This window comes from Micromonospora sp. NPDC048835, from assembly GCF_040649995.1.
Classification (GTDB): Bacteria; Actinomycetota; Actinomycetes; order Mycobacteriales; family Micromonosporaceae; genus Micromonospora.
Genome location: NZ_JBEZGM010000010.1, coordinates 19,831 through 45,590, shown reverse-complemented (window position 1 = coordinate 45,590; position 25,760 = coordinate 19,831). Strand labels below are relative to the sequence as shown.

Annotated in this window: 25 protein-coding genes; 9 read left to right on the top strand and 16 right to left on the bottom strand. The window is 70.3% G+C overall.

The features are described 5' to 3' along the window. From AB0C15_RS14335 to AB0C15_RS14310, 6 genes are read right to left on the bottom strand one after another with little or no spacing between them, the layout of a single operon-like run. Entirely contained in the window at positions 1-744 is a 744-nt protein-coding gene (locus AB0C15_RS14335) for a copper homeostasis protein CutC (protein WP_357351824.1), read from the bottom strand. Continuing rightward, entirely contained in the window at positions 741-1,802 is a 1,062-nt protein-coding gene (locus tag AB0C15_RS14330) for an asparaginase (protein WP_357351822.1), read from the bottom strand. The genes AB0C15_RS14335 and AB0C15_RS14330 overlap by 4 nt, the downstream gene beginning before the upstream one ends. Continuing rightward, positions 1,799-2,668 (bottom strand): ABC transporter permease subunit, encoded by an 870-nt coding sequence (locus AB0C15_RS14325; protein ID WP_357351820.1) that lies wholly within the window; start codon positions 2,666-2,668, stop codon positions 1,799-1,801. Before AB0C15_RS14325 ends, AB0C15_RS14330 begins: the two co-directional genes overlap by 4 nt. Further along, positions 2,665-3,309: an amino acid ABC transporter permease gene (locus AB0C15_RS14320; RefSeq protein WP_357351818.1), complete on the bottom strand. Its 645-nt coding sequence runs from the start codon at positions 3,307-3,309 to the stop codon at positions 2,665-2,667. The genes AB0C15_RS14325 and AB0C15_RS14320 overlap by 4 nt, the downstream gene beginning before the upstream one ends. Before the next feature lie 16 nt (positions 3,310-3,325). Continuing rightward, positions 3,326-4,294 carry a glutamate ABC transporter substrate-binding protein gene (locus tag AB0C15_RS14315; protein WP_357351816.1) on the bottom strand — a complete coding sequence of 323 codons (969 nt, stop codon included), beginning with the start codon at positions 4,292-4,294 and terminating at the stop codon, positions 3,326-3,328. 19 nt (positions 4,295-4,313) lie between these two features. Further along, positions 4,314-5,042, bottom strand: coding sequence for an amino acid ABC transporter ATP-binding protein (locus AB0C15_RS14310; protein WP_357352144.1), 729 nt, complete (start codon positions 5,040-5,042; stop codon positions 4,314-4,316). Between the two features lie 166 nt (positions 5,043-5,208). On the opposite strand from AB0C15_RS14310, the gene AB0C15_RS14305 reads away from it, so the two are divergent. After that, complete coding sequence (locus tag AB0C15_RS14305) at positions 5,209-6,438, top strand: ROK family transcriptional regulator (RefSeq protein WP_357351814.1); 1,230 nt, start codon at positions 5,209-5,211, stop codon at positions 6,436-6,438. Positions 6,439-6,700: 262 nt separating this feature from the next. On the opposite strand, the gene AB0C15_RS14300 is transcribed toward AB0C15_RS14305, so the two are convergent. The 6 genes from AB0C15_RS14300 to AB0C15_RS14275 form a co-directional block, all read right to left on the bottom strand. Further along, the gene (locus tag AB0C15_RS14300; RefSeq protein WP_357351813.1) at positions 6,701-7,162 is read right to left on the bottom strand and encodes a hypothetical protein; all 462 of its coding nucleotides are present in this window, start codon (positions 7,160-7,162) and stop codon (positions 6,701-6,703) included. Further along, positions 7,113-7,760, bottom strand: coding sequence for a hypothetical protein (locus AB0C15_RS14295; RefSeq protein ID WP_357351811.1), 648 nt, complete (start codon positions 7,758-7,760; stop codon positions 7,113-7,115). The genes AB0C15_RS14300 and AB0C15_RS14295 overlap by 50 nt, the downstream gene beginning before the upstream one ends. Then, on the bottom strand, positions 7,757-8,017 hold the full coding sequence (locus tag AB0C15_RS14290; RefSeq protein ID WP_357351809.1) for a hypothetical protein: 261 nt from the start codon (positions 8,015-8,017) through the stop codon (positions 7,757-7,759). The genes AB0C15_RS14295 and AB0C15_RS14290 overlap by 4 nt, the downstream gene beginning before the upstream one ends. Positions 8,018-8,032: 15 nt before the next feature. Beyond that, a complete protein-coding gene (locus AB0C15_RS14285; RefSeq protein ID WP_357351807.1) occupies positions 8,033-8,296 on the bottom strand; it encodes a hypothetical protein in 264 nt (87 codons plus the stop codon). Positions 8,297-8,429: 133 nt separating this feature from the next. Then, a complete protein-coding gene (locus AB0C15_RS14280) occupies positions 8,430-8,624 on the bottom strand; it encodes a DUF397 domain-containing protein (protein ID WP_357351805.1) in 195 nt (64 codons plus the stop codon). Further along, complete coding sequence (locus tag AB0C15_RS14275) at positions 8,617-9,597, bottom strand: helix-turn-helix transcriptional regulator (RefSeq protein ID WP_357351804.1); 981 nt, start codon at positions 9,595-9,597, stop codon at positions 8,617-8,619. Before AB0C15_RS14275 ends, AB0C15_RS14280 begins: the two co-directional genes overlap by 8 nt. Before the next feature lie 113 nt (positions 9,598-9,710). On the opposite strand from AB0C15_RS14275, the gene AB0C15_RS14270 reads away from it, so the two are divergent. The 3 genes from AB0C15_RS14270 to AB0C15_RS14260 are packed head-to-tail and all read left to right on the top strand — an operon-like array spanning position 9,711 to position 12,267. After that, positions 9,711-10,004: a DivIVA domain-containing protein gene (locus tag AB0C15_RS14270; RefSeq protein WP_357351802.1), complete on the top strand. Its 294-nt coding sequence runs from the start codon at positions 9,711-9,713 to the stop codon at positions 10,002-10,004. Next, positions 10,001-10,252, top strand: a complete 252-nt coding sequence (locus AB0C15_RS14265) for a hypothetical protein (protein ID WP_357351800.1) — start codon at positions 10,001-10,003, stop codon at positions 10,250-10,252. Before AB0C15_RS14270 ends, AB0C15_RS14265 begins: the two co-directional genes overlap by 4 nt. Continuing rightward, positions 10,249-12,267: a hypothetical protein gene (locus tag AB0C15_RS14260; RefSeq protein ID WP_357351799.1), complete on the top strand. Its 2,019-nt coding sequence runs from the start codon at positions 10,249-10,251 to the stop codon at positions 12,265-12,267. The genes AB0C15_RS14265 and AB0C15_RS14260 overlap by 4 nt, the downstream gene beginning before the upstream one ends. A gap of 98 nt (positions 12,268-12,365) precedes the next feature. Here the strand turns inward: AB0C15_RS14260 and AB0C15_RS14255 are convergent, their stop codons facing one another. The 4 genes from AB0C15_RS14255 to ilvD all read right to left on the bottom strand — a co-directional run bounded on the left by AB0C15_RS14255 (position 12,366) and on the right by ilvD (position 17,506). After that, positions 12,366-13,205 carry a hypothetical protein gene (locus tag AB0C15_RS14255; RefSeq protein WP_357351798.1) on the bottom strand — a complete coding sequence of 280 codons (840 nt, stop codon included), beginning with the start codon at positions 13,203-13,205 and terminating at the stop codon, positions 12,366-12,368. Positions 13,206-13,497: 292 nt separating this feature from the next. Further along, entirely contained in the window at positions 13,498-13,914 is a 417-nt protein-coding gene (locus tag AB0C15_RS14250; protein WP_357351796.1) for an RloB family protein, read from the bottom strand. Further along, a complete protein-coding gene (locus AB0C15_RS14245; RefSeq protein WP_357351794.1) occupies positions 13,895-15,226 on the bottom strand; it encodes an AAA family ATPase in 1,332 nt (443 codons plus the stop codon). The genes AB0C15_RS14250 and AB0C15_RS14245 overlap by 20 nt, the downstream gene beginning before the upstream one ends. A gap of 432 nt (positions 15,227-15,658) precedes the next feature. Continuing rightward, positions 15,659-17,506: a dihydroxy-acid dehydratase gene (ilvD, locus tag AB0C15_RS14240; RefSeq protein WP_357351792.1), complete on the bottom strand. Its 1,848-nt coding sequence runs from the start codon at positions 17,504-17,506 to the stop codon at positions 15,659-15,661. A 129-nt stretch (positions 17,507-17,635) separates the two neighbouring features. Between ilvD and AB0C15_RS14235 the strand changes: the two genes are divergently transcribed. The 5 genes from AB0C15_RS14235 (at position 17,636) to serA (ending at position 25,731) form a co-directional block, all read left to right on the top strand. Beyond that, positions 17,636-19,990 carry a bifunctional diguanylate cyclase/phosphodiesterase gene (locus AB0C15_RS14235; RefSeq protein WP_357352142.1) on the top strand — a complete coding sequence of 785 codons (2,355 nt, stop codon included), beginning with the start codon at positions 17,636-17,638 and terminating at the stop codon, positions 19,988-19,990. A 188-nt stretch (positions 19,991-20,178) separates the two neighbouring features. Then, positions 20,179-22,056 (top strand): acetolactate synthase large subunit, encoded by a 1,878-nt coding sequence (locus AB0C15_RS14230; RefSeq protein ID WP_357351790.1) that lies wholly within the window; start codon positions 20,179-20,181, stop codon positions 22,054-22,056. After that, entirely contained in the window at positions 22,056-22,571 is a 516-nt protein-coding gene (gene ilvN / locus AB0C15_RS14225; protein ID WP_088946549.1) for an acetolactate synthase small subunit, read from the top strand. The genes AB0C15_RS14230 and ilvN overlap by 1 nt, the downstream gene beginning before the upstream one ends. Positions 22,572-22,665: 94 nt before the next feature. Further along, positions 22,666-23,679 carry a ketol-acid reductoisomerase gene (gene ilvC / locus AB0C15_RS14220; RefSeq protein ID WP_357351788.1) on the top strand — a complete coding sequence of 338 codons (1,014 nt, stop codon included), beginning with the start codon at positions 22,666-22,668 and terminating at the stop codon, positions 23,677-23,679. A gap of 453 nt (positions 23,680-24,132) precedes the next feature. Next, positions 24,133-25,731, top strand: a complete 1,599-nt coding sequence (serA, locus tag AB0C15_RS14215; RefSeq protein ID WP_357351786.1) for a phosphoglycerate dehydrogenase — start codon at positions 24,133-24,135, stop codon at positions 25,729-25,731. The last annotated feature ends 29 nt before the right edge of the window (positions 25,732-25,760 follow it).

Genomic DNA, 25,760 nt, shown 5'->3' with positions numbered 1-25,760 from the left:
TCAGGCGCGGGCGGCGGCCAGCACCTGGCCGACCAGGCTGCCCGAGGTGCCGGAGCGCTCGTACTCGGGGCGGTTGAGGCTGCCGCCCATCAGCGGCGCCGGGTTGCGGTGCACGGCGGGGCTGTCCGAGCTGACCAGGGCCGCGAAGTGGTACTCGTCGGCGCCGGTCGCCTCGACGATCCGGGCGATGTTGCGGGGGGTGATGCCGCCGCCCGGCATGATGACGATCCGGCCGGCGGCCCGGCGCACGAGGTCGGCGATGAGCGGAGCGCCCTCCAGCACGCTGACCTCCTGCCCGGAGGTGAGGACCCGCTGGACGCCCAGCTCGACGAGCTGCTCCAGCGCCGCGTACGGGTCGCGGGTCATGTCGAACGCCCGGTGGAAGGTGATGCTGGCGTCGCCCGCGGCGGCGATCAGCCGGCGGGTGGTCGGCACGTCGACGTCACCCTCGGCGGTGAGCGCGCCGATCACGATGCCGTGCGCTCCGGCGGTGACGGCGGCCCGCACGTCGCGCTCCATCGCCTCGACCTCGAACGGCGAGTAGATGAAGTCGCCGGCCCGGGGACGGACGATCACGTGCACCCGGATCCGGCTGACCGCCCGCATCGTCGTCTCGATGGTGCCCAGGCTGGGGGTCAACCCGCCGTCGAAGAGCGCGGAGCACAGCTCCACCCGGTCGGCGCCGGCCTCCTCGGCGGCGACCGCCCCCTCGACGCTGTCGATGCAGATCTCGAATGTGCTCATGACTCTTCCTTCTTCGTGCGAATCGACACCGGCTCGGTGGGAGACGACGCCGCTTCGGCGTGGAACGATGCCGGTTCGGTGGGAGAGGATCCCGTGGTCCAGTCGATGACTGCCGTGACGGCGCCGACCGGTTGACCGCCGCCGAGCACCGGCACCTGGCGCAGCGCCTCGGCCCCACCCACCGGTACGCCGACGGCGTCGAGGGCGGCGAGCGCGATGGCGGTGGTGGCCCGGGGCGAACCGTCGACAACCTTCACCGCGACGGCATGGCCGTCCGGGGTGGCCACGCCCAGCACGCCCTCGGCCCCGCCCTTGGCGAGGACGCCTGGCAGCGCCCGCATCAGGTCGGTGTTCGGGTGCCCGTGCCAGCCGCCGACGTACTCCGGGTATTGGCGCATGGCCTGCGCGACAAGGGCCTCGTCGCTCCTGGCGGGCGCGCTGACAAGCGCCTGGAAGGTGCGGGCCAGGCCGGTGAGCGGCAGGCCGAACAGCGGTGCGCCGCAGCCGTCGACCGCGTGGTGCGCGATCGGCGTGCCGGCCAGCCGGGCCACGGCGGCGGCCGTTTCGCGCTGGATCGGGTGCTCCGGGTGGAGGTAGTCGGGCGTGCTCCAGGATCGGGCGACGGAGGCGACGAGCATCGCGGCGTGCTTGCCGGAGCAGTTCATCCGGATCCGGTCGCGCTGTCCGCCGGCCCGGATCAGCCGGTCCCGGGTCGCTTCGTCCTCCGGCCAGTCGACCGGGCAGCCGAGCGCGTCCTCGGTCAGGCCGGCACCGGCGAGCATCGCCCGGACCACCTCGACGTGTCGGTCGTCGCCGGTGTGGCTGCCGGCGGCGAGGGCCAGCGCCGGGCCGGTGAGTTCGTCACCCGCCGCGATCCGGCAGGCCAGTGCCTGCACCGGCTTGAGGGTGGAGCGGGGGAGCACCGGCTCGTCGGGTACGCCGGCGGCGAGGGCGATCGTTCCGTCCGGCGCGAGCACCACGACGCTGCCGTAGTGCCGGCTCTCCACGAAGCCGTTGCGCACCACCCGGGCCAGTTCGGCGTAGCGGAAGATGGTCACCGGGGTGTGGTCCCTTCGAGAAGCGGCGGGGGCAGGTCGGCGGTCCGCCGTCCGCGTCGGCCGCCGAAGCGGCCGTTACGGGCCTGGAGTACGCGGGCGAACTTCGACAGCGACGCGTTGACGACCAGGTAGACCAGCGCCACCACCAGGAACGTCTGGATCAGCAGATGGGTGTACGAGGCGAGCACCTGCCCGCTGTAGAGCAGTTCGGTGTAGCTGACCACGAAGCCGAGCGAGGTGTCCTTGAGCAGCCCGACCAGTTGGCTGACCAGGGACGGGGCGAGTTGGAGCAGCGCCTGCGGCAGGACCACGAGAGCCATCACCTGCCCGCGGCGCAGCCCGACCGCGAGGCCGGCCTCGGTCTGCCCTCGGTCCAGGGCCAGGATGCCGGACCGGAAGATCTCCGCGAACGCCGCCGAGTTGGAGACCACGAGCGGCACCACGAGCTTCCAGAACAGCGGGAAGTTCAGCCCGTACTGCGGCAGGGCGAAGAGCGTCACGTAGATCAGCAGCAGGGTGGGGACGGTCCGGAAGATCTCCACGTACGCGCCGGCCAACCAGCGCAGCGGTCGGTGCGTGGAGAGCCGGCCGAGCGCGAGCAGCAGCCCGAGCGCGGCGCTCAGCACGGCGGTCGCGGCGGCGGCGCGCAGCGTGGCCCACAGGCCGTTGAGCAGGTACCGCCAGATCGGCCAGGTGGTGAACGGCTCCCACCGGGCGGCGGCAAGCTCACCGTGGCTGGCGAACTGGTGCACGGCCGCGACCAGGGCACCGGCCAGGAGGATCGCACCCAGCACGGTGGCGATCCGGATCCGCCGTCGGGCGCGGGGGCCGGGCTCGTCGAAGAGGATCTGTTGCGTCTTGTTCATCTGACGATCGCCAGCCTTCGTTCCAGCAGGCCGGTGACCTGACCGATGATCAGCGCCAGCAGCATGTAGGCGAGGCCCGCGCCGGTGAAGACAGCGATCGGTTGCGCCTCGACGAGGTTCACGTTGTTCGCCGCCTGGGTCAGCTCGACCACGCCGACGGCTGCGGCGAGCGAGGTGTTCATCAGCAGCGCGATGCAGATGTTGCCGATCGGCTGGATCACCGCCCGGAGTCCCTGCGGCAGGATCACGTGCCGCAGGGACTGGCCGAAGGTGAGCCCGATGGCACGGGCCGCCTCGGCCTGGCCCACACCTACCGTGTTGATCCCGGCTCGGATCGCCTCGGCCAGGTACGCCCCCTCGTACACCGCGATGACGATCGCGGCGGAGGTGAACAGCGGGAACGTGATGCCGATGGTGGGCAGCGCGAACACGAAGAGCACCAGGAGGGCCAGCAGCGGCAGGTTCTGGAACACCTCGACGTACGCGGTGCCGATGGCGCGCAGCAGCGGCACCGGGGCGATCCGCAGGGTGGCCACGAAGATGCCCAGCAGCATCGCGCCGACGGTGGTCACGACGGTCAGTTCGACCGTCGTGACCAGGCCGTGGCCAAGCGCGCTCAGGTGGGCGGTGAGGGCTTCCATCGGTACGGGGGACTGCTCAGGAGCCGTCGGCGGAGCCGAGGACGGGCGGGGTGGGCGCGCCACCCTCCACCACCGAGCCGAGGGTGCCCTCCCAGACCTTCGCCCACGTGCCGTCGGCCTGGATCTTCTTCAGCCAGTTGTTGACGAACTCCTTGAACTGCGCGTCCTCCCGGTTGAGGCCGATGCCGTACGCCTCGGTGGTGAACGGCTCGCCCACCACCTTCATCCCCGGGTTGGCCTTGGCGCCCGAGGCGAGCAGCGTGAAGTCCTGCACGTACGCGTCGCCGCGCTTCTGCAGCAGCGCCTGTAGGGCCTGCGGGTCGGTGCCGAAGGCGATCTGCTTCGAGCCGGGAGCGGCCGACGGCAGCGCGGTGACGGCGGGGGTGTTCGCCCCGACGATCACGGTCTTGCCGGCGAGGTCCTTGACGCTCTTGATCGAGGTGTCGTCCTTGCGCACCCCGACGGCGAGGCCGGAGGTGAGGTACGGCCCGGCGAAGGCGACCTGGGTGGCCCGCTGCGGGGTGATCGTGTACGTCTGGAAGACGGCGTCGACCGACTTGGCCTTGAGCATGGCCTCCCGGGTCTGGGTGCCGATCGTCGTCGTCTTCACCTCGGGCTTGCCGATGATGTACTTCGCCAGCAGCTTCGCCATGTCGGCGTCGAAGCCCTCGATGGTGCCGCTGACCGGGTTCTGCTGGGCGAGCAGCGGTGCGTCCAGGGAGCCGCCGATGTTGAGGTAGCCGCGCTTGCGGATCGCCTCCATCGTCGAACCGGCCGGGATGTCCGCGTCGGTGGCGACCGGGGCGGCGTCGTACACCGACTGGGCCACCACGCCGTCGCCACCGAGGCCGGCGTCGCCGGGCAGCTTCGGGGCGCTGCTGTCGCCGTCACCGCCGCAGCCGGTGGCGACGAGGGCCACCGCCACCGCGGTGGCGGTGAGGGCGAGCGACCGCCGCCGGGTGAAGCTCTTCTTGAGGATTGACATGACACCCTCCCAAAGGGGGCTAGTGCTGGAGGATCTTGGATAGGAAGTCGCGGGCCCGCTCGGTACGCGGAGCTGCGAAGAAGTCGTCGGGAGCACCGGATTCGACGATCCGGCCGTCGTCCATGAAGACCACCCGGTCGGCGGCGCGACGGGCGAAGCCCATCTCGTGGGTCACCACGATCATGGTCATCCCCTCGGCGGCCAGCGAGACCATCACGTCGAGCACCTCGTTGACCATTTCCGGGTCGAGGGCCGAGGTGGGCTCGTCGAAGAGCAGCACCTTCGGCTGCATCGCCAGGGCTCGGGCGATCGCGGCCCGCTGCTGCTGCCCGCCGGAGAGCTGGGCCGGGTGGTGGTCCGCCTTGTCGGCGATCCCGACGCGCTCCAGCAGGGTCATCGCCTGCTGCCGTGCCTCGGGTCGGGGGATGCGGCGGACCCGGGTGGGGCCGAGGGTGATGTTGTCCAGCACCGTCTTGTGGCCGAAGAGGTTGAAGGACTGGAAGACCATGCCGACATCGGCGCGTAGCCGGGCCAGCGCGCGGCCCTCGGCGGGCAGCGGCTCACCGTCGATCTCGATGCTGCCCTGCCCGGCGGTCTCCAGCCGGTTGAGGCAGCGGCACAGGGTCGACTTGCCGGAGCCGGAGGGCCCGACCACGACGACCACCTCGCCGGCGGCCACCTCGAGGTCGATGTCCTTGAGCACGTGCAGCGGACCGAACCACTTGTTCAGGCCGCGTACCGACACCATCGGTCGGTCCGCACCCGTCGTCGTCTCCGGTGCCACGGACTGCTCCCACTTCGTTCGAAGTTCAAACTAAGTAATGTTCATATCGAACCAACAGCGCCATCTAAAGGTAGCGAGCAAACTAAGTCAACAGGTTGCTTGAACAAACTGCGGGTGCTAAGAAGCTGACGTGACGATTGACGACGCGCCACGCGAAGCCCTCCGGGGCGGCCCCCGCGACCTGCTGCGCTGGGTGGCCACCGGAGCTGCCGTCAGTCGGGCCGACCTGTCCCGCCTCTCCGGGCTGTCTCCCTCGACGGTCTCCCAGCGGGTCGAGGCGTTGATCAGCCAGGGGTTGCTGGAGGAGACCGGCGCCGGGCGGTCCCGGGGTGGCCGACGACCCCGCCAACTCGGCGTACCCACCGGCGGGGCCGTGGTCGGTGCCATCGACCTCGGCGCGCACCACGCCCGGGTCGGCGCACTCGACCTCTCCGGGCGGGTGGTCCGGGCCCGTACCCTGCCGGTCCGCATCGAGGACGGCCCGGAAGCGGTGCTCGGCGCGCTGCTGACCGAGGTCGCCACGCTCGTCGGCAACCATCCGGCGGCCGACGGCGCAGCGGTGGCCGGCGGTTCGGCGATGGCCGACGGCGCAGCGGTGGCCGGCGGTTCGGCGGCGGCCGGCGCGCTTCGCGGCATCGGCATCGGCATCCCCGGGCCGGTGCAGCACGCCACCGGGCGGATCGTCAGCCCGTCGCGGATGCCCGGCTGGAACGGCTTCGACGTCGCCGCGTTCTGCGCCGGCCGAGTCGACGTGCCGGTCATCGTGGACAACGACGCCAACCTGATGGCGCTCGGCGCGCACCGCACCGCGCATCCCGAGTTGGACCACGCCGTCTACATCAAGGCGGGCACCGGGATCGGCTCCGGCGTCATCTCCAGTGGACGGTTGCACCGGGGCGCACAGGGCTCGGCAGGGGACATCAGCCACTGCCGGGTGGTGGCCGACCCCGCGCCACCGTGCACCTGCGGCAACGCCGGCTGTCTGGAGGCCGTGGCCAGCGGCGCCGCGCTCGTCACCGCGCTCCGCGGTCAGGGCGTACCGGTCTCCGACCTGACCGGTGTCATCCGCCTGATCGACGACGGCGACCGGCAGGCCACCGCGCTCGCCCGGCAGGCCGGCCGCGCTGTCGGCGAGATCCTGGCCGTGGTGGTCAACTTCTTCAACCCGCAGGTGGTGGCCATCGGTGGCCGGCTCGCCGACTGTGAGCCGCTGCTGGCCAGCATGCGAGCCACCCTCTACGAGCGGTGCCTCCCGCTGGCCACCCAGAACCTGCTCATCGAACGGGTCGCCGCCGGCCAGGACACCGGCATCACCGGCGCCGCCCACCTGGTGATCGACCACGTCGTCGCAGCGGTCTGACGCCGCCTCGCCCCGCGCGGCGCGCATGATCAACACGAGTTTCTTGATAACGCGGCTTCCGGCGAGACGGGACACCCCGATATCCCTGACGTCGTGTTGATCGAGCAGGCCCGGCGAAGTCGCAGCGCTGTCAGCGAAGCGCCAGCGCCATCCGCCAAACCGCGGCCGAGGGGTAACCACGAGAAGGCGGCACTAAGGGTCAAAGCAGGACAGCCTTGCCACTGGCAGCGCTTCTGGTAACTCAATGCCGAGGCTGCGGGCCTCAGGCCCGTGAGGAGAGACTGACCGCCTCGGCGAGCATGGCATCCAGCTCGTCGTCCGTCAGGTTCTCCTCCGTCAGGATCTTCTGCACCGTGGCCGCCTGGATGCGACCGATCATCTCCTGACGGATCGAGTAGTCGATGGACGGATCGATGATCGACATGATCAGTGTCTCGGCGGCCTCGGCGTCGATCTCTGGTCCACCGTCAGCGAGCCCTGCTCGAAGGCCACCGACGAACGTGATGACCTCAGAACGCCCGGTGGTTTCGCCGAAGCGACGATCGACCGCGAGGAAGAAGACCGCTGCGAGGAAGCGTGGAAGCCCGTCCCACCCTTCGGCGTCAAGCCTTGCCTCAACCGCGTCGTTGGCGGCGTGATCGCCGCGCACCATTGTCCGGATGTACTCCGGCAGTTCAGGTCTGACCATCTTCGTCTCGCTTCCTCGCTCGTCGAGCTTTGCCATGGTTCCATATGGCCTTCGCGGTCACCGCTAACGCGCCGGCTGCCATCACTACGGCGGTCACCGGGCTGTCTACCTGCGGACGTTCGTGAGCTGGCGTGGGTTGAGGGCTCGCCGTGCCGCTTGTGGCACCATCCTGCTGCTGCTTGAAAAACTTGAAGACCGCTTTGGCGCTGGTCTCGGCGTTCTTCAGGCTGTCCTCGGTGTTGTCGGCCTTCTGGACCTGTTTGCGCCAGGCGATGTCTGCCCGGCGCCCACGCCTTTCGGCCTCGGTCAGCAAACGTTCCCCGGCCGGGGAGGCGTCGTCCCCTGCCTGTTCGGTAGGAGCGGTACCGGGGGCGATGGTGTTGACGTATCCGGTGATGTGTCGGGCAGCCTCGGACAGGAGGCGGGCGTAGCGGCCCGCTTTGTCGCGGGCCACCTCGGCGTCCGCGACTGCCGCGCTCAACCCACCGTCAGCGCTGCCCCGCTGGACCCCGGCCAAGTGTGCCAGAGCCTGTTCCGCGTCTGTCCGGGCACGCAGCGCCGTGACGGCTGCGGTGTCGAGCTTTCGCTGTACGGCGAGAAGCTGCGCGACGACCTCGGCGATGCTGCCGCTCATCCGAGGCGGGTGAGGTAGGTGTCTGCGTGTTTGGCGGTGTTGTCAAAGCGGCGGCGGGTCGGTTCGACCTCTGCCCCGGCTGCGGCAAGCGCCTGCCGGGCTTCTGTTACATCCTCGTTCCGGCTGCCCTGCAGGACGGCGTTCGCCATCCGGGTCGCCCCCTCGGCGTCGGAAGCGGCCTGGTCGAACACCCGACGTCCCTGACGGGCAGCTTCAATGGCCGCGCGAAGGGACGTTTTGACCTCGCCAACGCTCATCGCTGCGGCCGATGCTCAGCCGAGGACGCTGATGTAGCGGCGTGCCGCCTCCGAGCTGCCCTGCACCAGGGCCATGGCTTCGGCCAGGCGCTGCTTGCTCTGTTCGCCGCGGGCGATGGCTTCGGCGATCGTCGGGTGGCCGGTGCCGGCGGAGATGGCGCGCAGCCGCGTCAGCATCTGCTCGGTATTGTCAGCGGCGGCCCGGATCTGGCTGATCGTCGAGTTGCCCTGCTCGGCGGCCTGCATCAACGCCGCCTTGACTTCCTCAATGCTGGCCATGCCGCCCTCCGTCTGATGATCGCGCTAACGAGTTCACGTTTGCGTGGTCGGACGGACACTATCGGAGATGAGGGTCGCGTGCAGTCCTGCGACGGGTGGGCGTCCCAGGCGGCCTGCGACACCCACCGGACCGTCAGCGGGAATTGTGGGTGGTGCTGAGAAAGTTTGCCCAGGCGGTGGGGGAAAAGGTGAGAGCCGGGCCCTCCGGGTCCTTGCTGTCGCGTACAGCGACGACGTCGGGCAGGTTGTCGGCGACCTCGACGCACTCACCGCCGTTGCCGCCACTGCGGGTGCTCTTGCGCCAGCGGGCGCCGGTCAGATCAGCCATGGTGAACCTCCCCGATGATCTTGTTGATCAGTTGCCTCGATTGTTCCTCATCGAGACTGCGATCAAGCAGCCCTGACCAGACCTTCTCGTAGGCGGCGAACTCGGCGGGTCGGTCGAGGTACAACGAGCCCGTCCACGATTCGCTGTAGACGACAGATGGCTCAGGGGTGCTTCGGTTGCCGAGCGGAAAGCTCAGTAGAACGAACTCGCCCCCCACCGCGCCATAGTGAGGACCAGCGGCGAGCGGCAAGATTCGAAGCGATATGTTCGGCAGCTTGGCCATCGCCAGCAGGTGGTTCAGTTGATCCGCCATGGTTTCGGGGCTGCCGACCGGCCGGAGGAGCACCGATTCGCAGAGCACCACCTGCACCTGTGGAGCCCGTGGCAGACGACGGGTCAGCAGGGACTGCCGTTGCAGGCGAAGCTCGACCGCGCGCTCCCGGTCATCGTCGCTCATGTCGGGCTGGTCGATGCGGTAGATGCCCCGGGCATAGTCGCGGCTCTGAAGGATGCCGGGCACGAGACTGTTCTTGTAGAAGCGGAGCTTCGAGGCGGCGGATTCGAGGCCGACGTACAGCTCGAACCATTCGGGGACGGCATCGCCGTACGCGTGCCACCACCCCTTCGCTTTCGTCTCGCCGGCCAGGGAGATCAACGCCCGAGTCAGCTCGCCCGTCGCCCCGTACAGCTCGCACATCGCTCGCACGTCGACGCCGCGCACCGAGCCGAGCCCGCTCTCGATCCGCCACACCTTCTGGCGGCTGCACTCCAGCGCTTCGGCGACCGCGTCGAGGGTCGCCCCCGCCTCGGTGCGCAGGTCACGTAGCGCCCTGCCGAGCTGGCGTCGGGGCACCGTCGAGCCCATGTCATCGGCCACCCGGCTCTCCTTCCTGTTGAGTTTTGCAACATCCCGACAGCCGTTCTGCAACAGGGGAATGGTGCGCACAAACAGCAGAACAGTGTGAGTCGACATTTATTGCGATGGTGCTTACGACCTTACAAGATTGGTCCGACAACGCCGGTGGGCGCGCGCAATTCCCACGCCGGCGAGCATCGAACAATTACGAGGAAGGGTGGTGCTGCTTCGTGCGCGCGTTTCTCCGTCATTTCCGGGCCGAGCCACCCCGGCCGGCGTGCTACCGGGCGGCCAACTACGTACCTCTGAAGCCCTGGCAGGTCCGCGACCGCAGCTTCACCCGACGTGGCCGCCGTGGCGTGGACGCGGTGGAGGTCGCCGAGTTCCTCGACCGCGTCGCTCATGACCTGGCCGAGGTGTACGCGGCGTTGGGCAGCAGCCGGAGGGAGACCGAGCGGATCAAGGATGCGTTGAGGTGCTGGCAGTCGCGGCGGGCCCGCGAGGATCTGGCAGCCCACCGGTGAGCGCCCGCTGGGTGGCGCACCTGCCGTTCACCGCCGCCGACCTGCCGGCCGCCAAACAGTTCGCCGGCACCCTGGCCCGCTCCCTGAGCTTCCTCACCGAAGTGGACGCTGGAGAAACCACGGTGTCCGCCGAGGACGCGCAGGGCGTACGCCACCGGGTGTTCTGCGACCTGCCGCTCGACGGCGGCCGGCGGTGCGTGCGGCGAATGGAGCACGACGGTGACTGCGCGTCCCGGCGGTGTCGGTGACCGCCGCACCCGTCGTCGTCTGCCCCGACTGCGACGGGATGACCTTCACGCTGGAACCGTGTCGGTGCACCACCTACGGCGACCGGTTCCTCGCCGACGCCGACGTGCTCGGGCCGCCTCGGGAGGCGTACCGGAACTGCGAGCAGTGTCGCGGCGCGGGCCGCGTCGCGTACCCCTGTTATCGCTGCGGCCGGCGCGGCCGGCGGCGGGCGCAGCTCGTGGTCTCCGTCGCCAACCTGGACACCGGCGCGGTCGCGTCCCACCAGGTCGTGCCCGGCGGCCTCGACCCCCACCGCGACCCGGCGGGCCGCTGGGTGGTCGACCTCGTTCCCCGGGTACGCGAACTCGCCGCCATCGTGGGCGCGGTCGTGGCCGACTCCGACACGCCGTCGCTGTGGCTGGCCGAGCAGTGGCGACCAGACCTGCCAGCGACGCAACGGCACGAGTTGGAGGCGCACGCCCTCCTGCGAGCCGACCACGTCGCCTGGCGGCTGGTGCTGGGCCGATCCACGGCCGCGCCCACCGTCGACCCGGCCGCCCGGCTGACTCGGCTCTGCGCGTTGGCCGACCTGCTCCTGCTCGACCTGGTCGTCGAGGCCCGCCGGCACGGCGCGGGGTTCGGGTGGGCCGTCCGGTACGAGGTGCCCGGCTCCCCGGTGCCGTCCGGGTTGCCCGGCTGGTATCGGGACCTGCCGGAGGTGCTGGCTTCCACCTCCGCGACCGCAGCGCTCACCGGCCTCGCCGAGCGCGGCCGCACCGCGCCGGCCCGGCTGCTGCACCCCGACGCGCCGCGCCCACCTGTCGCCCCGGCCGTGGACGTCGACCAGCTTGAACGCCGCGTCCTCGCCGACTGCGTCGACGCGACCAACGGCGACGAACTGCCTGGCGCGCAAGCCCTCTGGCGGGACGGCCGCTGGTGGCACACCACCCTTCGCCCCGGCGAGCCGGTGGAGACCTTCGCGGAGCAACCCACAGGTCAGGTGCTTCGCCGCGTGGATGTGCCGGTGACCCGCGGCTACGCACCACCCGACCCGCCCTGGCTGGGTGAACCCGTCGCCGGGCTGCCCTGCCCGGACTGTCGACCACCCAGCCGGCTGTGTACCTGCGACTGCCGGCTCGGCGGTCGCCCCGCCGAGCCCGAATGCCCACACTGCTACGGGGCCGGCCTGCGTCCGTCCGCACTGCCCTGCTTCACCTGCTGCGGCAACCACCGTCTGCACCAGACCGCGTTGGTCACCGTCACCGATCTGCGGCACCGCGTGGTGCACCTGGCCTGGGACGCCAGCACACCGGAGGTCGCCCCGCTGGTCGCCACCCAACCGGGCGGCAAACCCGTCGTGCAGCTTCCGGACCGTTACCGGCTCGGATCCTGGGCCGCCCTTCTCGGTGCGCGACCCGAAGACCTCGCCGACGCCGACGGCGGGCAGGAAATCGATCGGGACCTACGCGACGGGTACGTCACCCTGCCCTGGGCCAGGGCCGACCCGGTGCGGGAATACGTACGCCAGGCTGGTCGGGGTACGGCGGCCGGCCGCCTGATCGTGGTTGCGGCACGTCCCGACGCGCCGCCGTTGCCAGAGCTGCTGCGACTCACCCTCGGCCTCGACCTGGCGCTCGTGGTGGCCGTGTGTGACCTGCGGCGCCACGCGGGTGACCCGTTGCGCACCGACGGAGTGCGCTGGTCGGTGCAGGTGAAGCCGCTCGCCGCACCCGTCCGCCCCGACGACTCTCCCCACCGACCGAGCCTGGCCGCCGCTCTCGCCTGGTGCGTCGAGTGCCTGACCGACGCCGTCGCCGCGGCCGCCCCGACCGACCCGACAGCGCCGATCCCGGTGCCCCGTTCGCGACCGCGCGACGTCGCCGACCCCGAGCCGGAACTGCTGCGCCTGGCTGCCCGGCACGCCGGGCAGGTGGTCACCGTGCGCTTCACCCCCGCCGGTTGCACCGTGCACCGTCACGACGAGGACGGCGTACGCCTCCTCGCCGAAGCCCTCGACCTGCGCGAACTCGGCTGACCTGGGATCGGCTGCCAGCGTGGCGCGATGATCGGGCGGAAATGGCGCTGCCCGGCCGGCACGTCTCCGCGCCTGCCGGGCAGTGCCGTTATGACTGGTCAGGTCGTGGTCAGGCCCTGTAGACCCTTGAGCATCTCGGCGAAGTCGGCGGTCTCCGCAGCCGGCGGCGTCTCGATGGTCACCGCCTTGCCGTAGTCGGTGTAGTCGATCACCAGGTCGCCCATCTTGCCCATCAACAGGCCGGCCCGACGCGGTCGGTACTGCTCGTCGACCCACAGGTCGATCGTCAGTTCCTTGACACCCTGCGCGGCGAGCGTCTCCTCGGTGGACTCACGGCGCATGGCGTCGATCTGCTTGAGGTAGGTCGCCACGGGAGTGGTGACGGTGTAGTGGACCGTCGGCACCCCGTTCACCGTCTCCTGCCCCACCACAGTCGTGCCTTCGAGGGCGAGCAGCGTCTTGACCTGCTTGACCGGGTCGGCGTCCTCGAACTGCTTGCTGAAGCTCGTGCCCGCCGTCTCGCTCAGACCGGACAGGTCCATCTTCATCCAGCGCTTCCCGCCCAGGCCCGCGCGCTTCTCCGCCGGCATCTCGACGTAGAACACCGCGTCGATCATTCGAACCACGGCCGTGGTGCCATCCGCGTTCGTCATCTTCATCTCTGCCCTGGCCGGGTCGCCCAGGTCCAGGAAGCCCTGCATCGAGACCTTCTGGCCACCCATCGTGCCCGTCATCGTCACGGTCACCGAGTCGGTCTCGTCGGTAACCTCGACTGCCTTCTGCAACGACCCCTTCAGGTCACTGGCCAGCAGTTCCAGGGCGTTCGCCTGCTTCGGCGCCTCGGACGCGCCGGACGTCACACCGCAGGCGGAGACCGCGAACGCGGTGACCACCGCGACCGCCGCCAGCGCGGGCTTCTTCCAAAGAGACACGTGCATGCCCTCCCCCGTAGGAATCTGGGGCGATCCCCAGTAGACCGACGACACGCTAGCCCACGTGGTCCATGCGGGGACACCGCTTTCGCCCCGAGCGCTGCCGCTGTCAGCGAAGAGCCAGCGCCAGTCGCCACACCGCGGTGGACGGGTTTGCCGCAGGCGGAGGGGGCAGCGTCTGCGCCCGTACGATGGCGGCCTCGATGCCGTTGCGGAAGTCGGTGAAGTCGGGCCTGCTCTTGTTCCAGTGCGGGAGGTACTTGCGAAGCAGGGCACCCGTCCTCTCGGCGTCGTCCAGTTAACGTGTGCACGAGTCCAGGTGCAGGATGAGCCAGACTTCGAAGCAGGGTTTCGACCAGAGCAGAGTTACGGCATGTCGTTGCGCTTCTCGCTCGGAAAGCTCTGGTGGGTAGTGGTCGACGTCGCAGACGACGTACGCATGATCGAAGTCGTTGGCGTCACGCCGTCGAGCCGCGCCTCGCACTGCGTCGATGGGTGAGCCTTTCTCGACCGCCACGACGAGGCGGTGCACCAGCCACGGCTCGCGCCGGAGCCCTTCGAGATAGACCCGTTCAGTCGCTTCACCGTTGGTGACTGCGAGGATGGTCTGTCGCTGCTCCCTGACGGAGACCCTGCGACGAAGGTCGGTTTCACGGGTCGTGCCGATTCTCGTCCGACCGTTGCGCTGCTGCGGGTCAATCTGTCGCTTCGCCATCGACCGGTCCTCGTGCCGCAAGAGCCTGCTCGAACAGGTACGTCGAAAGGTCCGGAACCGCTCCGTAGTTGCCATTCAGGTATCGCCGCTGGCGATTCTCGCCCTCCTTGCGCGGCTTGAAGTCGGTCAGCGGAAACAGCGAAGAGGCACCCTCGTCGTCCTTCTCCACGAACCAGATCTCGTCGCGCCGCAAGATTTCCTCCGCGTCCAGCGTGCCCAGCAGTGCGGCATCGTGGCTGGTGAAGATGAGCTGACTGCCCAGGGGGTTCGCCTCAGGGCTACGGAACAGGCTGATGAGTTTGGCGGTCAGGATCGGGTGCAGACTGGCGTCGATCTCGTCGATCAGCATTGATGCGCCTGAGCGCAGCATCGCAGCAGTCTGCAGGCCCAGCGTCAATAGTCGCTGGGTTCCGGTCGACTGGTCCTGCAAGCCGAGCATCGCGGTGCCGTGCGGGCCCTGGTGGGCGAACTGGACGCGTGGCGGATGCAGCGCCCGCGCTGCGGCCCTCCGCACCCGATCGCGCATCCCTCGGGCAGGCGACTCCAACCACGCAGACCCTTCGTCGTCCGGCCCGAAGGAGACGACCATGTCGACGATCCCCACGTCGGCGGCCTGTAGAAGACCGACGACCAGCCGGCGACCCTCTACGGTGTCGAACCCGCCGCCGCCGTCGAGGGCGGTCAGCCATGCACCGGGATCGGCACGTTGGCCCGTCAGTAGGAACCACCGATAGGTGTCGTGCAGTGGCTGCGGGTTGGTTGGATCGGGATCGGGGCGGCTGTGACCGAAGCGGGCGACCGTGCTGAGAAACAGAGCTGTTGGTGCGGTGATCCCGGCAATCTGCTCCAGATCGCTACGCCGCCCGGACTCCTCACCCCATGCGAAGACATCGCCGTCGCGCTCGAACACGCGCCGCCGACGCCCCAACGGATAGTGGTAGAGCCATTCCTCCCGCACCCCGTCGTCGTCGATCTGGAAGCCGTAGGTGTGCCTGACTCCCGCGAGCGCAAGGTCCACCACGTAGCGGGAGGGTTGCGAACTGCTCTCCGGATCCAGCCGGAACGGCTCCCGGGACAAGCCCACGCCCGGTTCGACCGCCCGGTCCGACTCCACGACCATCTCCCGCATGGACGCCAAGGCGCCGAGGCAATTCGACTTGCCGGAAGCGTTGGCCCCGAAGACGCCGACGACCTGCAGCGCGTTCGGTGCCGATTCGTCAGTCTGGATGGCATCGCTGTAGACGGGGGTCAGGTTGAGCTGATGCTCGTCGCGGAACGAGCGATGGTTGGCGAAGCGGAAACTCAGCAACATTGGTCGTCAGGCCCTGCCTGGTGGCGGTTACAAGCGCGTTCCTGCGAGTAAACCACGAGAAGGCCACCCAAGCCTGCGTCGGCGGGACATGTTGGGCCCTCCGTCGGGAAAATCCGCGCAACATCAGGGTTATTGCTGCTTCACGCGCGTCGCAGGCAGCAACAACAGGGAAGTTGTTGCGTTTCGGCACGTGGGGTGCCCGGGGACGGAGTGCTGAGGTGCGGACACCCACCGATGGCGGTGGTTGCTCGCCCAAAGCTGCCGAGCGCTGCCGCTGCGATCGCCTGGCCCGTCGAGTGCCTGACCGACGCCGTCGCCAGGGCGCCCCAACCGACCCGACAGCGCCGATGCCGATGCCCTGCTCGGGGCAGCGTGACGTCGCCGACCCCGAGCAGGACCTGTTGCACCTGGCGGACGGTCAGGCCCGGAGGGTCACTCCGGGACGCGGCGGTAGGCGCCGTCGCTGGCCGAGGTGGCCATCGAGGCGTACGCGCGCAGCGCCGCCGACACCTGACGCTGCCGGTCGGTCGGGGTGTACGGCTTGTCGCGCTTCTCCTCGGCGACCCGGCGCGCCTCCAACTCCTCGGCGGGCACGTTCAGCTCGATCGACCGGCTCGGGATGTCGATGACGATCTCGTCGCCGTCGCGGACCAGGGCGATCATCCCGCCCGAGGCCGCCTCGGGGGAGACGTGCCCGATGGAGAGCCCGGAGGTGCCACCGGAGAAACGCCCGTCGGTGAGCAGCGCACAGGAGCGACCCAGCCCGCGCCCCTTCAGGAACGAGGTGGGGTAGAGCATCTCCTGCATGCCGGGGCCGCCCTTGGGGCCCTCGTACCGGATGACCACCACGTCCCCGGCGACGACCTGCTTGGCGAGGATCGCGGTCACCGCGTCGTCCTGCGACTCGTAGACCTTCGCCGGACCGCGGAAGGTCAGGCAGTCGTCAGGCACGCCTGCGGTCTTCACCACGCTGCCCTCGGGAGCCAGGTTGCCGTGCAGGATGGCCAGCCCGCCGTCGGCGGAGTAGGCGTGTTCGCGGTCCCGGATGCAGCCGCCGGCCGCGTCGGTGTCCAGCGACGACCACCGGTTGGTGGTGGAGAACGGCTCGACGGTACGCACCCCGCCGGGTGCCGCGTGGAACAGCTCGACGGCCGTCGGGGTGGGGGAGCCGCCGCGCACGTCCCAGTCGGTCAGCCACTGCGCGAGGGAGGGGGAGTGCACGGCGTGCACGTCCCGGTTGAGCTGCCCGGCCCGGTCCAGTTCACCGAGGATCGCCGGGATGCCACCGGCCCGGTGCACGTCCTCCATGTGGTAGTTCGGCGAGTTCGGTGCGACCTTGGCCAGGCACGGCACCCGCCGGGAGATCGCGTCGATGTCGGCGACGCCGAAGTCCATCTCCGCCTCGCGGGCGGCGGCGAGCAGGTGCAGCACCGTGTTGGTGGAACCGCCCATCGCCACGTCCAGGGCGACCGCGTTCTCGAAGGCGGCCTTGGAGGCGACCGTACGCGGCAGCACCGAGTCGTCGTCACCGTCGTACCACCGCTTGGAGATCTCCACGATGGTCCGCCCGGCCTCGACGAAGAGCGACCGGCGGGCGGCGTGGGTGGCAAGCGTCGAACCGTTGCCGGGCAGCGCGAGCCCGATCGCCTCGGTGAGGCAGTTCATCGAGTTGGCGGTGAACATGCCGGAGCAGGAGCCGCAGGTCGGACAGGCGGAGCGCTCGATCTCGCCGAGCTGCTCGTCGGTGACCGCCTCGTTCGAGGAGGCGATCATCGCGTCGATCAGGTCGATCTTGCTGTGCACGACGCCCTCGATCGCCATCGTCTTGCCGGCCTCCATCGGGCCGCCGGAGACGAAGACCGTCGGGATGTTGAGCCGCAACGCGGCCAGCAGCATCCCGGGCGTGATCTTGTCGCAGTTGGAGATGCAGACGAGGGCGTCCGCGCAGTGCGCGTTGACCATGTATTCGACCGCGTCGGCGATCAGCTCACGGCTGGGCAGCGAGTAGAGCATGCCGCCGTGGCCCATCGCGATGCCGTCGTCGACCGCGATGGTGTTGAACTCCCGGCCCACCCCGCCGGCCTCGGCGACCGCGTCGGCGACCAGGCCACCCATGTCCTTGAGGTGTACGTGACCAGGCACGAACTGGGTGAAACTGTTGGCGATGGCGACGATCGGCTTGCCGAAATCGTCGTCGGTCATCCCGGTGGCCCGCCAGAGGGCCCGGGCGCCGGCCATCGTCCGACCGTGTGTGGAAGTCCTCGACCGCAGCTCAGGCATGCATACCAGCATGACACCGTCGACGCGCCGGCCCACCCCCGTATCTGCCGTGTCCCAACAGATGCACACCCAGCCCCCCATGACGTGCGCCCATCCGGCACTCTTGGAGGCGTGCATTTTCCACCGGCCATGGTCGCTGTCGCGGCGCTCAGCGGGCTCGTCGCCGCGGTGGCCGCCGCGCTGCTGACCGTCGTCGCCCGGCGGCGGACGGGGCCGCGTCGACCAGCGCACCTGCTGCTCGCGGCGGCCGCCGGGGGTGCCCTGCTCAGCCTCCTGGGCGGGCTGGTCGCCGTGCTCAGCGCGAACGACCACTGGGCGCACGAGCAGGGGCAGCGCACCGGTTGGGCGACAACGGTGGCGATCGGCGCGGCGGTGAGCGGGTTGGCCTTCGCGGCCGGTCTGCTCCGGCTGCCCGGGGTGGCCGCCACCGCGGCCGGCACGGCCCGACTCGCCCTGGACGGGCTGGTCATGGCGGCGGCCCTGTGGTTCGTCGGTTGGGTGCTCTTCTCCGAGCCCACCCGGTTGCTCGGTGCCGCCACCCCGATGGCCTGCCCGGCGATCCTGCTCGCCACGGTGAGCGCCGCGCTCGGTGCCGGGCTCGTCGTGATCGTCGTCTTCCGGGCCGCCGCGCCCCGTCGACGGCTCGCCACGCTGGGCGCCGGCATCAGCGCGGTCACCTGCGGCGGGCTGGGTCTCAGCGCGGGCCTCTGCCAGGCCGGGCCGACCATGGCACTGAGCGGCGGGGCGGTGCTCGCCGCCGGCCTGCTGACCGTCGCGCTCACCGTGTACCGGGCCGACCGACCGGGGCAGATCGACCTGGACCTGGTCGGCAGCGACGGCGAGTACGCGGTCGCCCCGATGTTGGCGATGGCCGCCTCGGCGATGTACCACCTCGCCCAGGACGGCCGGTTCACCGCGGCGGGCATCGTGGCCGGCAGCGTGGAGGGTTTCGCCCTGGTGGCCCGGCAGTACCTCACCCTGCGCGACGTCCGGGGGTACGCGGGCCGCCTGGCCGAGCGGGAGGCGCACTTCCGTGAGCTGGCGCACACCGACCCGCTGACGTCGTTGGCCAACCGGCGCGGGCTGCTCCGCGCGCTGCACCGTAACGCCGCGGACCGCATTCCGTGCGTGCTCCTCGGCCTCGACCTGGACGGTTTCAAGAACGTCAACGACATGCGGGGCCACGACGTGGGCGACGCCGTGCTGGCCGAGGTGGGTCGCCGGCTGCGCGGCAACCTGCGCCCCGGGGACGTGGCCGCCCGGCTGGGGGGCGACGAGTTCGCCGTTCTCATGCAGGGCCGGCCGGTCGAGGCGGACCGGGTCGCCGAGCGGCTCCTCGGGGTCATCAACCGGCCGTACGACCAGCCCGAGGGCCCCGTCTTCCTGTCGGTGAGCATCGGGGTGGCCGACTGGGCCGACGAGCCGGACGTGGAGCTGCTGCTGCGCCACGCCGACCTGGCGTTGCGCTACGCCAAGCAGCGGGGCAAGAACCGGATCGAGCGGTACGACGCCGCGTACGACCAACTGCTGCGCCGACGCACGACGGTGGAGCACGAGCTGCGCGGGGCGATCGACCGCGACGAGCTGCGGTTGGCGTTCCAGCCGGTGGCGTCGCTGCCGTCGGTGCGGCCGGTCGGCGCCGAGGCGCTGCTCCGCTGGCACCATCCTGAGCTGGGCAACGTCCGTCCGGACGAGTTCATCCCGCTTGCCGAGGAGTGCGGCATGATCGCCCCGCTCGGCGCGTGGGTGCTGCACCAGGCCTGCTACCAGCTCTCCCGGTGGCTCGCGGACGGGCACGACGTCTGGGTGTCGGTGAACGTCTCCCCGCGCGAGCTGCACGCCCCGGCCTACGTGGTCCAGGTCGCCGAGGCGCTGCGCGCCCACCACGTGCCGCCGCAGCGGTTGGTGCTGGAGGTCACCGAGCACGCGGTCGCCACCGACCTGGACGAGCTGATCCGGCGGCTCACCGCGCTGCGGTTGACCGGCGTGCGGATCGCCCTCGACGACTTCGGAGCCGGCTACTCCTCGCTGGGGCAACTGCGCCGACTGCCGATCGACATCCTCAAGATCGACCACAGTCTGGTCGCCGAACACGAACCGGTCCGCCCGGTCGGCCAGGACGGGCCCGCGTTCGCCCCGATGGTCGACATCGTGATGCGGCTGGGCCACCAGTTGGGGCTGGAGGTGATCGCCGAGGGGGTGACGAACCCGACCGAGTTGGCCGCGGTGGTGGCCGCCGGTTGCCGGTTCGGCCAGGGCGCGCTGTTCGGCTGGGGGGTGCCCGCCGAGCACCTGGAGGCGATGCTGGAGGCCGCCACGTCGCCTGGTGCGCGTCCCGCTCCGGTGCCCGCGCCACGTCGCCCTCAGGGCGGGTCCGGGCAGCTCAACCCGCCTGTCGATGGCGCGTCGCCGGCCGACGCGCCGGCCTCCGTCAACCAACATGTGGGATCAGTTGACTCATCGCGTGAGATGCGTCAGGCTTAGCCGCATGTCGTCGTACCGGTCGCTGCGAGTACTTACCTGAGCGCACTCTCCCTCATCGAGAGTGCGCTGGCCCCGTGCATCTGCACGAGGGCCGTTTTTATTGCCATCGGAACCTGGCGAAGCGGGCCCCGCCCGCGTCGCATCGCTTGACTAGCCACCAGCCACTCCAGCCGAAGGCCAGAACCGTCATGACGAGACCCACGCCCGAGACCCTCGCCCACACCGCCCGCCGGGCCCGCGCGGCCGCCGACCCGACCGACGTCGACCAGGCCGCCGCGCGCCCGACCACCCCGGCCGCCCCGGCGGTACGGCCCACCGCCGCAACCCAGGTCTCCGGGGCCGGCTCACTCGTGCGGTCCCTCGAGGCGCTCGACGTCGACGTCGTCTTCGGCATCCCGGGCGGCGCGATCCTGCCGGCGTACGACCCGCTCTACGACTCGAAGGTCCGGCACATCCTGGTGCGGCACGAGCAGGGCGCGGGGCACGCGGCGACCGGCTACGCGCAGGCGACCGGGAAGGTCGGCGTCTGCATCGCCACCTCCGGCCCGGGCGCGACGAACCTGGTCACCCCGATCGCCGACGCGTACATGGACTCGGTGGCGATGGTCGCGATCACCGGTCAGGTGGCCCGCCCGTCGATCGGCACGGACGCCTTCCAGGAGGCGGACATCCAGGGCATCACCCTGCCGATCACCAAGCACAACTTCCTGGTCCAGAACGCCGAGGAGATCCCCCGGGTGCTGGCCGAGGCGTTCCACCTGGCCAGCAGCGGGCGACCCGGCCCGGTGCTCGTCGACATCCCGAAGGACGTGCTCCAGGCGCCGACCACCTTCTCCTGGCCGCCCACCCTGGACCTGCCCGGCTACCGGCCGACCCTGCACCCGCACGGCAAGCAGATCCGGGAGGCGGCGCGGCTGATGGCCGGCGCCAGGCGGCCCGTGCTCTACGTCGGTGGCGGGGTGCTCAAGGCCGGTGCCACCGACGGGCTGCGCCGGCTGGCCGAGCTGACCGGCATCCCGGTCGTCACCACGTTGATGGCGCTCGGGGCGTTCCCCGACTCGCACCAGCAGCACCTGGGGATGCCCGGCATGCACGGCACCGTCGCCGCGGTCTACGGCCTGCAGAAGGCGGATCTGATCGTCGCGCTCGGCGCGCGCTTCGACGACCGGGTCACCGGCAAACTCGACTCGTTCGCCCCGGACGCGGCAGTCGTCCACGCGGACATCGACCCCGCCGAGATCGGCAAGAACCGCCACGTCGACGTGCCGATCGTCGGCGACGCCAAGCACGTCATCGACGAGCTGATCGCCGCGGTCACCGTGGAACGGTCGGCCGGTCGTACCGCCGACCTCGGTGACTGGTGGACGCAGCTCGACGACCTGCGCAACCGCTACCCGCTGGGCTACGACGAGCCGGCCGACGGGACCCTCTCCCCGCAGTACGTGATCAAGCGGTTGGGCGAGATCGTCGGCTCCGACGCGATCTTCGTGGCCGGCGTGGGGCAGCACCAGATGTGGGCGTCGCAGTTCATCTCGTACGAGAAGCCGAACACCTGGCTGAACTCCGGCGGCCTCGGCACGATGGGTTACGCGGTGCCGGCGGCGATGGGCGCCAAGGTCGGCAAGCCGGACACGGTGGTCTGGGCGGTGGACGGCGACGGCTGCTTCCAGATGACCAACCAGGAGTTGGCCACCTGCGCGTTGGAGGGCATCCCGGTCAAGATCGCCGTCATCAACAACGGCAATCTCGGCATGGTCCGGCAGTGGCAGACGCTCTTCTACAACGAGCGCTACTCCAACACCGAGCTGGGCACCCACAAGCACCGGATTCCCGACTTCGTGAAGCTTGCCGAGGCGCTGGGCTGCATCGGGCTGCGCTGCGAGAACGCGGCCGACGTGGACAAGACCATCGCCGCCGCCATGGAGATCAACGACGCGCCCGTGGTGATCGACTTCGTGGTCGGCAAGGACGCGATGGTCTGGCCGATGGTCGCCGCCGGCACCAGCAACGACGAGATCATGTTCGCCCGTGACGTCCGTCCGGTCTTCGACGAGGATGATATTTGATGACCATGCACACCCTGTCCGTGCTCGTGGAGAACAAGCCCGGTGTGCTCGCCCGGGTCTCCGGCCTGTTCTCCCGGCGCGGGTTCAACATCGACAGCCTCGCGGTGGGCGAGACCGAGAATCCGGACGTCTCCCGGATCACCATCGTGGTCAACGCGGAGTCGTCCCCGCTGGAGCAGGTCACCAAGCAACTGAACAAGCTCGTCAACGTGCTCAAGATCGTTGAGCTGGACCCGCAGGTCTCGGTCGCCCGGGAGTTGCTGCTGGTGAAGGTTCGCGCCGACCGCTCCGCGCGGTCGCAGGTGCTGGAGACGGTCAACCTGTTCCGCGCCCGGGTGGTCGACGTCGCACCGGACACGCTGACCATCGAGGCCACCGGCACCCCGGACAAGCTCGACGCGCTCCTGCGCGACCTCGAGGCCTTCGGTATCAAGGAAATGGTCCAGTCCGGACTGGTGGCCATCGGGCGCGGTTCGCGTTCGATCACCGCCGGTCCCGCACTGAGGGCTGCCTGACCCGCCGCCGGTCGGCCCCGGCGGGCCGCCCGGCGAATCCATCCGCACAGACCACGACGGGCCGTCCCGGCCGTCGTACGAAAGGGAAGTTCTCATGAGCGTTGAGGTGTACTACGACGACAACGCCGACCTCGGCCTGATCCAGGCCCGGAAGGTCGCGGTGATCGGCTACGGCAGCCAGGGTCACGCCCACGCGTTGTCGCTGCGTGACTCGGGCGTCGACGTGGTGATCGGTCTGCCGGAGGGCTCGAAGAGCCGTCCGAAGGCCGAGGAGCAGGGCCTGCGGGTGCTCACGCCGGCGCAGGCCGCCGCCGAGGCCGACGTGATCATGGTGCTCGCGCCGGACACCGCCCAGCGCAAGCTCTACACCGAGTCGATCGAGCCGAACCTCACCGCGGGTAAGGCGCTCTTCTTCGGCCACGGCTTCAACATCCGGTACGGCCTGATCAAGCCGCCGGCCGAGGTGGACGTGGCGATGGTCGCGCCCAAGGGCCCCGGCCACCTGGTCCGCCGCCAGTACAGCGACGGCAAGGGCGTGCCCTGCCTCGTCGCCGTCGAGCAGGACGCCAGCGGCAACGCGCTCGCGCTCGCCCTCGCGTACGCCAAGGGGATCGGCGGCACCCGGGCCGGCGCGATCAAGACCACCTTCACCGAGGAGACCGAGACCGACCTCTTCGGCGAGCAGGCGGTGCTCTGCGGCGGTGCCTCGGCGCTGGTGCAGACCGGGTTCGAGGTGCTCACCGAGGCGGGCTACGCCCCGGAGGTCGCCTACTTCGAGTGCCTGCACGAGCTGAAGCTGATCGTCGACCTCATGTACGAGGGCGGCATCGCGAAGATGCGCTACAGCATCTCCGACACCGCCGAGTACGGCGACCTGTCCCGTGGCTCGCGCATCATCGACTCCCGGGTCAAGGACGAGATGCGCAAGATCCTGGGCGAGATCCAGTCCGGCGAGTTCGCCCGCGAGTGGGTCGCCGAGGACGAGGCCGGCCGGCCCAACTTCACCAAGTGGCAGGCCGAGGGTGCGGCGCACCCGATCGAGGAGACCGGCAAGAAGCTGCGCGGCATGATGAGCTGGGTCGACCGCCCGATCACCGAGACCGCCTGACAGCGCACACAACGCTCCCTTCTCCGACGGCCCCGGGTCGCGCTCTCCCCAGCGCAACCCGGGGCCGTCAACAACGCCCCCGCCCCGCCCTGCCCTGCCCCCGCCCCGCCCTCGCCCCAACGCCCGTCGATCTCGCACTTTCGGATGGCGATTTGTCAGGGTGCGCCCTTTGGGTCGCGACAGGAAGCGCAAGATCGCGGGGAGGAGGGCGGAGGGGGCGGAGGGGGGGCGGAGGGGCGCGGGGAGGGGCGCGTTTCCGTGGGGTGAACACTCGATGTCCGCCCGTGTGAGGGCACTCACCCCGAAGACCGGAACACGCCGACGAGCGGGGCCCCTACGATCGCCTGTAGGTGCAGCAGCCGGCACCTGACGGCCACGGCACGGATCAGCGCAGGGCGCAGTGCGGCGCCTCGCGGCCCGGGCCGATCGCAAACACGACCTCTACGAGGACCGATGAATCCTGTCGTACTGATCGCCGAAGAACTCGCCCCCGCCGCCATCGAGGTGCTCGCCCACGACTTCGACGTCCGTCACGTCGACGGCACCGACCGTCCGGCCCTGCTCTCGGCGCTCTCCGAGGCCGACGCCGTCATCGTGCGCAGCGCGACCCAGATCGACGCCGAGGCGGTCGCCGCCGCACCGCGACTCAAGGTGGTCGCCCGGGCGGGTGTCGGGCTGGACAACGTCGAGGTGCCGGCCGCCACCGCCCGGGGCGTCATGGTCGTCAACGCGCCCACCTCGAACATCGTCTCCGCCGCCGAGCAGGCCGTCGCGCTGCTGCTCGCCGTCGCCCGCAACACCGCGAGCGCCAGCTCCGCCCTCAAGGCGGGGGAGTGGAAGCGGTCGAAGTACACGGGCGTCGAGGTGCAGGGCAAGACCGTCGGTGTGGTCGGGCTCGGTCGCATCGGGGTGCTGTTCGCGCAGCGCATCGCCGCGTTCGGCACCCGGCTGATCGCGTACGACCCGTACATCCAGCCGGCCCGTGCGGCGCAGCTCGGCGTCCGCCTGGTCGGGTTGGAGGAGCTGCTGCGGGAGAGCGACTTCATCTCCATCCACCTGCCGAAGACGCCGGAGACGGTGGGCCTGATCGGCGAGAAGGAGCTGGCGATCGTCAAGCCCGGCGTCCGCATCGTCAACGCCGCCCGGGGTGGGCTCGTCGACGAGCAGGCGCTGGCCGACGCCATCGCCGAGGGGCGGGTCGCCGGTGCCGGCGTCGACGTGTACAGCAAGGAGCCGTGCACCTCGTCGCCGCTGTTCGCGTTCGACAACGTGGTGGCCACCCCGCACCTGGGTGCGTCCACCCACGAGGCGCAGGACAAGGCCGGTCTCGCCGTGGCCAAGAGCGTGAAGTTGGCGTTGCAGGGCGAGTTCGTGCCGGACGCGGTGAACGTGCAGGCCGGCGGTGTGGTCGCCGAGGACGTCCGGCCACTGCTGCCGTTGGCGGAGAAGCTCGGCCGGGCGTTCACCGCGGTTGCCGGTGGGGTCGCCGCGAGCGTCACGGTCGAGGTCCGCGGCGAGATCGTCAGCCACGACGTGTCGGTGCTCAAGCTTGCCGCCACCAAGGGCCTGTTCAGCTCCGTGGTCGAGGAGCAGGTCACCTACGTCAACGCCCCGCACCTGGCCGCCGAGCGCGGCGTCGAGGTCACCCTCGCCACCCTGGCCGAGACGGCCGAGCAGCCGACCCTGGTCACGGTACGCGGCGCGCTGCCCGACGGTCGGACGGTGAGTGTCTCCGGCACGGTGACCCACTCCGGCGCTCGGGACATCCTGAAGCTGACCGAGGTGGACGGCTTCGACGTGGAGATCGGCGCGGAGGGCATCCTGCTCTTCCTGCGCTACGCCGACCGGCCCGGCGTGGTCGGCACTGTCGGTACCCTGCTCGGCGAGTCGGGAATCAACATCGCCGCCATGCAGGTGGCTCGTCGGGAGGCGGGCGGCGAAACGCTGATGACGCTCACCGTCGACCAGGCGCTCGGCGCCGACCTGCTCACGTCGGCCGCCGAGTCGATCGGCGCGACGGCGGCCAGCGCCGCCGACCTGCGCGACGAGTAGTAGACGACCACGCACCGTGGGGGCCTGGC